This window comes from uncultured Mycobacterium sp. (assembly GCF_964249325.1).
Classification (GTDB): domain Bacteria; phylum Actinomycetota; class Actinomycetes; order Mycobacteriales; family Mycobacteriaceae; genus Mycobacterium.
Genome location: NZ_CAXUCH010000187.1, coordinates 1 through 8,699, shown reverse-complemented (window position 1 = coordinate 8,699; position 8,699 = coordinate 1). Strand labels below are relative to the sequence as shown.

Genomic DNA, 8,699 nt, shown 5'->3' with positions numbered 1-8,699 from the left:
GTCGTGCTGGAGGAGGGCCGCCGCTGGACTGTCGACGAGTTTCGCAGTATGCACCCGATCGACCGCTACGCCGGGCTGTACCGCGGCGCCGGGGCCACCATCGCGCTCGGGCGCCCGGCGGTCGTGCTGCCGATCGGTCGGGCGGTCGGCGGCACCACCGTCGTCAACTCCGGGACGTGCTACCGCCCACCGGAGGCGGTCCAGCGGCGCTGGTGGGGCGAGTTCGGGTTGTCGCTCGCCGACCCTGACCGGTTGGCGGGCCACCTCGACGATGTCGAGCGCACACTGCAGGTGGCACCGGTGGGGCTGGAAATCATGGGACGCAACGGGCACCTGCTGCTCGACGGCGCGGCAGCGCTGGGCTGGCACGCCGCACCGATCCCGCGCAACGCGCCCGGCTGTGACGCCTGCTGTCAGTGCGCGATCGGTTGCCCGCGCAATGCCAAGTTCGGTGTGCATCTCAACGCGCTGCCCCAGGCGTGTGCGGCCGGTGCGCAGATCCTGTGCGACGCTCGAGTGGAGCGGGTACTGCACGCCGGCGGACGTGCAGGCGGCGTGCGGGCTCGACGGCCCGACGGCACCGCGTTCGACGTGCTCGCCGACACGGTGGTGCTGGCCGCCGGCGCCACTGAAACGCCAAACGTATTGCGCCGCAGTACCGTTGGCTCACATCCGCGGCTTGGCCGCAACCTGGCCCTGCACCCGGCGGTGATGGTGGCCGGGCGATTCGAGGACGATGTGGTGGCCTGGCGCGGCGTGCTGCAAAGCGCAGCCAGCGACCAGCTGCACTCTTCGGCGGGCGTGCTGATCGAGGCGACGTCGACACCGCCGGGCATGGGATCGATGGTGTTTCCCGGCTACGGCGCCGAGCTGCTGGGCTGGCTTGACCGGGCGTCGCACGTCGCGACGTTCGGGGCGATGGTGGCCGACCGCGGTGTCGGCCGGGTACTTTCCGTGCACGGCCAGACCATGCTGCGCTATGACATCACTCCCGCCGACGCGGCCAAGCTCATGACCGCGATCGAGGCAATGGGCCGGCTGCTGTTCGCCGCCGGCGCGGTCGAGGTGCTCACCGGGTTGCCCGGCGCAGGGACAGTGACGTCGCTGCCCGCGCTGCACGATGCGCTGGGTCACACCAACCCGAAACGCTTGCACCTGGCGGCGTTTCACCCTACGGGCACGGCGGCCGCCGGCGCGGACGAACAGCGCTGCCCGGTCGACGAGTTCGGTCGACTGCGTGGCGTCGAGGGTGTGTGGGTCGCCGACGCCTCGATTCTGCCCAGCTGCCCGGAGGTCAACCCCCAAGTCTCGATCATGGCGTTGGCGCAGGCCGTCGCAGCCGAACTGCTGACCGCCCGGGGGCGGTGAATTGATCGACAGCGGCCTCAAAGCCGCGTCTTACAGATGGTTTCCGAAGATGACCGGGTACGAGCGCGGCTGGCATCCAGCGGGTGTTGCACGATGGCTACCACCCCGAGATGGAGGCCGTGCATAACCGCAACGCCGCACGGCTCGAGCAGCTGCTCCAACATGGCTGGCCGACCGCTGCACGCGTCGGCATTGAGAGGCGCCGAGGCGGCCTTCCGGATCGCGCAACATGCAATCAGCTGTCGCGAATTCCACCGCCGCTGCCGGCAGTTGCTGCACGCGGCGGTCGTGGCGGGCGAGGCCGATCCCAAGCAGCTGGCGATGCTCAGCGACCACAGCGGGCAGCTATCGCCGCTTCCCGTCTGTGACGACGAGGGGGTCGACGATCGGCGCGCAAAGGTGGGATTCGGGCCCTTGGCTGAGGAGATCGCGTACCAGCGCAGCCGAGCCAGCGCAAGCGGCGGAAGAGCACCAGCCGATCCGGAGAAACGACAGGTGGCATACGAGGAGTGGCGTCGCCGCGTGGGTTGGAACATCGCAGTGACGATGCGGCGGTCAACGCGACCGCAGCGCGGCCCGCATCATCGCCCGCTGCTACCCCTCGAGCTTGTAGCCCAGCCCGCGCACCGTCACCAGGTGCACGGGATTCGCGGGGTCTGCTTCGATCTTGGAGCGCAGTCGCTTGACGTGGACATCGAGTGTCTTCGTGTCGCCGACGTAGTCCGCCCCCCATACCCGATCGATCAACTGACCGCGGGTGAGCACCCGGCCGCTGTTGCGCATCAGGTATTCCAGCAGATCGAACTCCTTGAGCGGCAAGGTGATCTGCTTGCCGTTCACCGAGACGATGTGCCGCTCGACGTCCATCCGCACTGGCCCTGACTCCAGCACGCCGTCGATGACTTCGGAGTCGTCGTCCCCACCCCGACGCAGCACGGCGCGGATCCGAGCGATCAACTCGCGGGCCGAATACGGCTTGGTCACATAGTCGTCGGCGCCCAGCTCGAGGCCGACTACCTTGTCGATCTCGCTGTCGCGGGCGGTGACCATGATCACCGGCACGCTCGAACGCGCGCGCAGCTGTTTGCACACGTCGGTGCCCGACATGCCCGGCAGCATCAAGTCGAGCAGGACGATGTCAGCGCCGGCCCGGTCGAACTCGGCCAGCGCCGACGGCCCATCGGTGACCACCGTGGCCTCAAAACCTTCCCTGCGCAGTAAAAATGCCAGAGGATCGGCCAGCGACTCCTCGTCCTCAACGATCAGCACGCTAGTCATCGGCGCCACTCCTCCTCATCGCTTCGCTTAGCTTGGCAGCGCGGGTCATCGGCGTAGTTCTTCCTCTCGGTGGGACCGCGCGGGTCGCTTGTCGCGCCCCAATGGTTGATTTGGTTGGTCATCGTCGTCGTGGTAGGCCGGGATCGACAACGTGAACGTCGACCCCGTTCCCGGCTGACTCCACAGCCCGATGCTGCCGTTGTGGTTGGCCGCGACATGCTTGACGATGGCCAATCCCAGCCCGGTGCCGCCGGTGGCGCGTGAGCGCGCCTTGTCGCCCCGGAAGAACCGCTCGAAGACCCGCTCCTGGTCCTTGCGCGCGATCCCGATACCGCGGTCGGTGACGGCGATCTCGACGTTGTCGCCGCGGCGACGACGGCTGATCGACACCAGCGATCCCCGCGGCGAATACGCGATCGCGTTGGACACCAGATTGGCCAGTGCCGTGACCAGCAAGCTTTGATTGCCCAGCACCCGCAACCCGCTAGGTTCGTCGGTTCGCACCTCGATATCAGCGTTGTCCGCGGCGACTTTGTGACGTGAAATCGCTTCGGCCACAACGGTATCGACATCGACATCGGAAAGATCGGGCAACCGCTCGGCGCCCTGCAGTCGCGACAGCTCGATCAACTCACCGACCATGTCGCCTAGCCGGTTGGCCTCGACAAGCACCTTCTCGCCGAAGCGGCGCACGGTCTCCGGGTCGTCTGCGGATGCCAACAGCGCCTCGGCGAGCACGGCCATGGCGCCAACCGGTGTCTTGAGTTCGTGGCTGACGTTGGCCACGAAGTCGCGCCGGGTCGCCTCCATCCGGGCATACTCCGACTGGTCATAGACGAAGACCACGGCAAACCGGCGATCTTCCTCGCTGAGCAATCGGGCCTGCCCGTGCACGGCTAGCCCGGAGCGCCCGGGCGCCGTCCGCTTGTTGGGTGAGATGTCGAACTCGGTATCGTCGCCGCTTCCCAGCACCCGCTGCGCCGCCTGCCAAGCCTCGTCGTCGAGCTGGCGGTCGTGCACCAAACCGAGTTCGCTGGCCTGGTCATTGAGGTAGACCACGTCACGGTGCGTGTCCACAACCGCGGTTCCCACCGGAGACAGCGCGACGATGCGCTCCAGCATCTGCGAGACGGTGATCCCGGCCCATTCGGCGGCCACCCGCCGTCGGCGCTCGACGACTCGTGCTGCCAGCCGGGACCCCGCCGTTATACCGACGCCCAAAGCCAGCGAAGACAACACCCCGGCGAGCAATAGCGCCGAGAACACAGTCACATAAAAATCCTACAAATCGGGTGAACGCGACCCTAGCGGCGCGCGGTCAAAATCGGACAAGTCACATCCAATGTCGCATGTATTCCGCCATTGTTCACGCGGTGTTTGCCGGACAGCTCCCAAAACGCCGTCGTTACCTGGCGCCTTGGCTGGCAACCGCGGCCGCACCGGCGGCGGCCGCCTCCGGGTCGAGGTAGCTGCCGCCTGCCGTTACCGGTTTGAGGTCCGCGTCGAGGTTGTAACGCAGCGGAATGCCGGTCGGGATATTCAGGCCCACGACCTCCTCGTCGGGCATACCGTCCAAATACTTGACCAGGGCCCGTAGCGAATTGCCGTGCGCGGCGATCAACACCGTCTTACCGAACCGCAGGTCGGGCACGATGACGTCGGTGAAGTACGGCAAGAACCGTGCCACCACGTCGGCCAGGCACTCAGTCAGCGGGCCACCGCCGATGTCGGCGTAACGGGGATCGGTGTCCTGGCTGAACCGGCTGCCCTTCTCGATGGGCGGCGGCGGGGTGTCATAGCTGCGCCGCCAGGCCATGAACTGCTCCTCGCCGTAGCGCGACTTGATATCGGACTTGTCCAGTCCCTGCAGCGCGCCGTAGTGGCGTTCGTTGAGCCGCCAACTGCGATGCACCGGAATCCAGTGCCGGTCAGCGACGTCGAGCGCCAGATTCGCGGTGGTGATCGCGCGGCGCAGCAGCGAGGTGTACACCACGTCGGGCAGCAGGTTGTGCTCGACCAGCAGCTCGCCGCTGCGCATCGCTTCGGCGCGGCCTTTGTCGGTCAGGTCGACGTCGACCCAGCCGGTGAACAAGTTGCGCGCGTTCCAGTCGCTTTCGCCGTGCCGCAGCAGCACCAGCGTGCCAGCGTTAGCCATGCCGGCAAGTCTCTCACGAGCCGTTCAGCTCGGTCCGCGTCGCCGCCGGGTATCTGTGAGGAGCGTCCGAGAACGAGCAGACAACGTGCGTGATCGTCGGCGGGGGGCCTGCCGGGATGGTGGCGGGGCTGTTGTTGCCGCGGTTCAAAGATGGCGCGCTCATCGGGATCATCCCGCGCGAGGATTACCTGCAAATCGCTTACTTCATCCCCAAAGGCGCCGACGCACGTCTGCGGGCCCGCGGAGTCGAGGCGCTGCGCCGCTCTTAGAAGTCCGGCTGAACCGGCTGCACCACTGGCACACCGCGGGGCTGCTGTGCATCGGCGATGCCGCTCACGCCATGTCGCCGCTGGGGGGCGTCGGCATCAACCTCGCCGTCCAGGACGCGGTAGCCGCGGCCACCCTGCTCGCTGCACCGCTTCGCGAGCACCGCGTTACCGATAAGGATTTGGCGGCCGTACAACGCCGCCGTCTGCCGGCGACGGTGGTCACCCAGGCGCTGCAACGCCTGCTGCACGTAGTGATGGGCCGCGCCATGACCGGCAAGACGCCGGCGCCGAAAAAGCTGCTCGGTGTCCTGGCCCGCTTTCCCCAGCTCTCCGCCGTCCCGGCATACGTGATGGGCGTCGGTGTCAGGCGCGAACATGCTCCGGCCTTCGCGCGCCGAGCGCCCGACGCGCAGCCGCAGCGAACCGCAAAGCTCTGACCGAAAAGGATTGGCGCTAGCGATGTCAACGAATGCGGTCCCCGCCGACGTAGTGCAGGCCGCGTTGCGCGCCGCCGAGAACCTCGGCAAAGATGTGGCCGATGTGCCACTGATCGCGATCGCTCGTGAAGCCGGCGTCTCGCGCAGCACCCTGGTGCGGCGACTCAACGGTTCCCGACAACCGTTGGACGCAACCGTACGCGCCGCGGGTGTCGAACCAGGCGGGCGCCCACCGGTGCGGGAACGTGCAGCAGCGGCAGCAGCATCGCTGATCAGTGAGCGTGGCCTGGCGGCGGTGACGCTGGAAGCGGTTGCGGCACAAGCGCAGTGCTCGGTGCACAGCCTCTATGCGGTCTTCGGCGGGCGCGACGAATTGCTGCGTGCGGTTTTCGACCGCTACGGCCCGATCCTGGTGCTAGACGAAGCAACTTCGGACGGCGACGCCGAATTCACCGAAACCGTGCACCGGATCTACCGATTGCTGGCTGACGCGTTCAGCCGCGAACCACGGGTAGCACCGGCGATGCTCGCCGAGGCGCTGGCCCGCCCCGCCAGCCCCGCAGTGCAGGCCCTGGATCATCACACCGTCCCGCGGATGCTCGCCAGTCTCGGTCGATGGCTAGCGGCCGAGGTCGCCGCCGGTCGCATCCGGAACCTGCCGCTGCCGTTGCTCATTCACCAAATGATCGCGCCGGTCGCAATGCACTCCATGCTGAGTCCCGCCTTCACCAACGTTCCCGAGCTAGACCTGCCCGAGCTCGACCAGGCGTGCACAATCTTCGCCGATGCATTCCTGCGCGCTGCCGCGACAGGAGATTACCGGGTGCGACCGCCGTCCTGACGGTCTTCGTCGTCGATCAAGTGAGCAAACGCCTGAAGGTTCTTCAGCGATTCGCCGCGCGACACCCGCCACTCCCATTCTCTTTGGATCGACGAGCGAAAACCTAACTCCAACAACGTATTAAAGTCCGAATCGACCGCTTCGAGGACCTGGCCCAGCACCCGGTCGATCTCGTCTCCGTCGACCGAAGCCAACGACATCCGGCCCACCAGGTAGATGTCGCCGACATTGTCGAGCGTGTAGGCCACTCCGTAGAGGCGGCGGTTGCGTTGAAGCAGGAAGCGGTAGACGCCCGCATGGTTCTCGTCGGGCTTGCGGCACACGAACGCCTCGATGCGCACAGAATGCTCGCCGATGCTCAACATGGTGTTGGTCTTGAGCTTGCGCTCGCCGGGCAACTCCACGATCAGTCCGGGCAGCCCGCCGTGCGCGCCTTCGTGCCGGGTGAAGGTCAGCTGGCTGGTGTTGAGCGCATCCTCGATGACCTGCTGCACGTGGCTGATGGGCGCGGCTTCCGATGTGCCATCGCCGTCGGCGGGGCTCACGCGCCCACGCCCCTCGGCGCCGCCCAGTGTCGGGGCCGTCGCGCCGATGCCAGACCTCGCAGCGGTCGCCGCCGCGCTCCCCGGAATTCGCTGATCGCGCGCCGATAGCTGTCCAGCAGCGCGTCGACCGTGTTGTCCCAGGAAAACGATGCCGCATGCTTGACCGCCGAGCGGCTCATCGCCCAGGCCCGCGGGCCCGTAGCGAGCCGCAGCAGCTCGTCGATGGCGTCGGCCCACCGGTCGACGTCGTGGCCCGCTACCAACGTGCCGCTGATTCCTTCGCGCACCGCCACCGGCAACCCGCCCACCGCAGCCGCCACCACCGGCGTCCCGCAGGCTTGCGCCTCCACGGCAACCAACCCGAACGACTCCGAATAACTCGGCACCGCAACGAGGTCGGCGGCCTGAAACAACCGGACCAGATCCTCGCGGTCCTGAGGCGGCAGGAACGTCACCCGGTCGGTGATACCCAGTTCCTCGGCCAGGCGAACCAGCCCGTCCGGGGCGGCCAGACCGCTGCCCGACGGTCCGCCGGCCACCACGACGCGCACCCCCGGCAGTTTGGCGGCGGCGCGCAACAAAATGTCGGGCCCCTTCAGCGGCTGGATACGGCCGACGAAGCCCACCACGTGCTGGTCGAACGGAAGTCCCAGCGCGGCCCGGGCCGCGCGGCGATCACCGGGGCGGAACACATCGAGGTCCACCCCGGGATGGGCCACGTCGATTCGCGTCGGGTCGGCGTCGTGCAGCGAAACCAGTTGCCCGGCTTCGGCATCGGTGTTGACGATCAGTCGGTCGGCCTCGTCGACCACCTGTTGCTCACCGACCGTGCGCAGCGGCGGCTCGGGGGTATCGCCGTCGGCCAGCGCCGCGTTCTTCACCGCGGCCAATGTGTGCGCGGTGTGCACCAACGGCACCGCCCACCGGTCGCGGGCCAGCCAGCCGACTTGACCGGAAAGCCAGTAGTGCGAGTGCACGATGTCGTAGTAGCCCGGCTCGTGGGCAGCCTCAGCGCGCAACACCCCGGCGGCGAAAGCGCACAGCTGGGTGGGCAGCTCGTATTTGTCGAGGCCTTCGAACGGTCCAGCCACCACGTTGCGCACCAGCACACCGGGCGCTACCCGCACGGCCGATGGATCGCTCGACGTGGTGGCCCTGGTGAAGATCTCCACCTCGACGCCGCGACGGGCCAGATGCAGCGCGGTTTGCAGCACGTAGACGTTCATCCCGCCGGCATCGCCGGTGCCCGGCTGGGCCAGCGGCGACGTGTGCACTGACAGCACCGCCACTCGGCGCGGATCGTTTATTCGGGAAACGTCGAGCCGGGGCAGTTCGCTGTTCCGCACACAGCCATCTTTGCAGTAGTGCCCGCGCCGCCCCGACGCCGCCGGTCACGCCGACGTGTCGCGAGCAGCAGCACCGGCCACCCGCAGGGGCGACCCGTATGTGCCGCCGGCCGGTGAGCTCTGGGCGCGACGCATCGCGCCCAGAGGATCGGCGTAGAGCCCGCCCAGCGACACGATCCCGGCCCCGGCCTCCTGGACGCGGTTGCTGAACGCGGTGACCCGGATATCGCGCGCCGGCAGCACCGAGCGGGCAGCGAACGCCGCCTCGACGTGTTCCATGCCTTCGGGGTACTCGGTGAACGCCTGGCCCCCGACCACCAAGTCGTCGGGGTTGAGCAGAGCGCGCAGCAACGCCACCGCTTCCCCGCGCCCCCGCGCACGCTCGGCCAGTAGCTCTTTGGCTTGCTGGTTGCCGTTGCGCGCCGCTCGCACCAGCTCCGTGATGGCGCTGGCCGGACCG

7 protein-coding genes and 2 pseudogenes are annotated in these 8,699 nt (G+C 67.8%); 3 read left to right on the top strand and 6 right to left on the bottom strand.

Going from position 1 to position 8,699, the window contains the following annotated elements:
* On the top strand, positions 1 to 1,368 hold a 1,368-nt coding region (locus ACFE99_RS19070; protein ID WP_375487996.1), incomplete at its 5' end, for a GMC family oxidoreductase N-terminal domain-containing protein.
* Positions 1,369 to 1,962: 594 nt separating this feature from the next.
* On the opposite strand, the gene regX is transcribed toward ACFE99_RS19070, so the two are convergent.
* From regX to ACFE99_RS19055, 3 genes are all read right to left on the bottom strand, one after another.
* Positions 1,963 to 2,646, bottom strand: a complete 684-nt coding sequence (gene regX / locus ACFE99_RS19065; RefSeq protein ID WP_375487995.1) for a two-component sensory transduction protein RegX — start codon at positions 2,644 to 2,646, stop codon at positions 1,963 to 1,965.
* Between the two features lie 45 nt (positions 2,647 to 2,691).
* A complete protein-coding gene (locus tag ACFE99_RS19060; RefSeq protein ID WP_375487994.1) occupies positions 2,692 to 3,918 on the bottom strand; it encodes a sensor histidine kinase in 1,227 nt (408 codons plus the stop codon).
* A 133-nt stretch (positions 3,919 to 4,051) separates the two neighbouring features.
* The gene (locus ACFE99_RS19055; RefSeq protein ID WP_375487993.1) at positions 4,052 to 4,801 is read right to left on the bottom strand and encodes a phosphoglyceromutase; all 750 of its coding nucleotides are present in this window, start codon (positions 4,799 to 4,801) and stop codon (positions 4,052 to 4,054) included.
* A 131-nt stretch (positions 4,802 to 4,932) separates the two neighbouring features.
* Between ACFE99_RS19055 and ACFE99_RS19050 the strand changes: the two are divergent.
* Positions 4,933 to 5,507 (top strand): annotated as a pseudogene (locus ACFE99_RS19050) (FAD-dependent monooxygenase); the annotation flags it as partial.
* A 22-nt stretch (positions 5,508 to 5,529) separates the two neighbouring features.
* Positions 5,530 to 6,348 carry a TetR/AcrR family transcriptional regulator gene (locus ACFE99_RS19045; RefSeq protein WP_375487991.1) on the top strand — a complete coding sequence of 273 codons (819 nt, stop codon included), beginning with the start codon at positions 5,530 to 5,532 and terminating at the stop codon, positions 6,346 to 6,348.
* Here the strand turns inward: ACFE99_RS19045 and ACFE99_RS19040 are convergent.
* The 3 genes and pseudogenes from ACFE99_RS19040 to ACFE99_RS19030 form a co-directional block, all read right to left on the bottom strand.
* A complete protein-coding gene (locus ACFE99_RS19040) occupies positions 6,324 to 6,851 on the bottom strand; it encodes a YbjN domain-containing protein (protein WP_375487997.1) in 528 nt (175 codons plus the stop codon). The genes ACFE99_RS19045 and ACFE99_RS19040 overlap by 25 nt on opposite strands.
* Before the next feature lie 38 nt (positions 6,852 to 6,889).
* Positions 6,890 to 8,239 (bottom strand): D-inositol-3-phosphate glycosyltransferase, encoded by a 1,350-nt coding sequence (gene mshA / locus ACFE99_RS19035; protein ID WP_375487989.1) that lies wholly within the window; start codon positions 8,237 to 8,239, stop codon positions 6,890 to 6,892.
* A 45-nt stretch (positions 8,240 to 8,284) separates the two neighbouring features.
* Positions 8,285 to 8,699 (bottom strand): annotated as a pseudogene (locus ACFE99_RS19030) (hypothetical protein); the annotation flags it as partial.